General features: G+C 61.0%; 1 protein-coding gene. It reads left to right on the forward strand.

All coding sequences use genetic code 11. From position 1 onward, the window contains the following. Positions 1–101: 101 nt before the first annotated feature. A partial coding sequence (locus tag ACSQ83_RS35950; RefSeq protein ID WP_436231381.1) for a helix-turn-helix domain-containing protein occupies positions 102–392 on the forward strand: 291 nt, incomplete at its 3' end.

The raw sequence follows: 392 nt of genomic DNA on the forward strand, positions 1-392 counted from the left end.
TGTGGGAGCTTTTTAGTAATGTCCGATTTGAGCTAATTAGAAATGTCCGATTTCCGCCCTGAGGCGCACGCTGTCGCGATGTGTCGACCCAGGGGGCAATCATGAATGGACGTGGCCTGATCACGGCAACCATGCGCGAACTGGAACGAGTCAAGATCATCGAGGCGGTCATTGAAGGCCGACTGCGCTGCTTTCAGGCAGCCGAGCGGCTGGATCTCTGTGAGCGGCAGATCAGCCGGCTGTGCCGGCGTTATGAGGCCGATGGTCCAGCCGGGCTGGTGTCGGGCAAGCGTGGCAAGCCGAGCAACCGTGAGTTGCCCATCGATCTGCGTGCACGGGCCATGGCACTCGTGCGTGAGCGCTACGCCGACTTCGGACCGACACTCGCGTGC

This window comes from Caballeronia sp. LjRoot29, assembly GCF_964252755.1.
Lineage (GTDB): Bacteria > Pseudomonadota > Gammaproteobacteria > Burkholderiales > Burkholderiaceae > Caballeronia.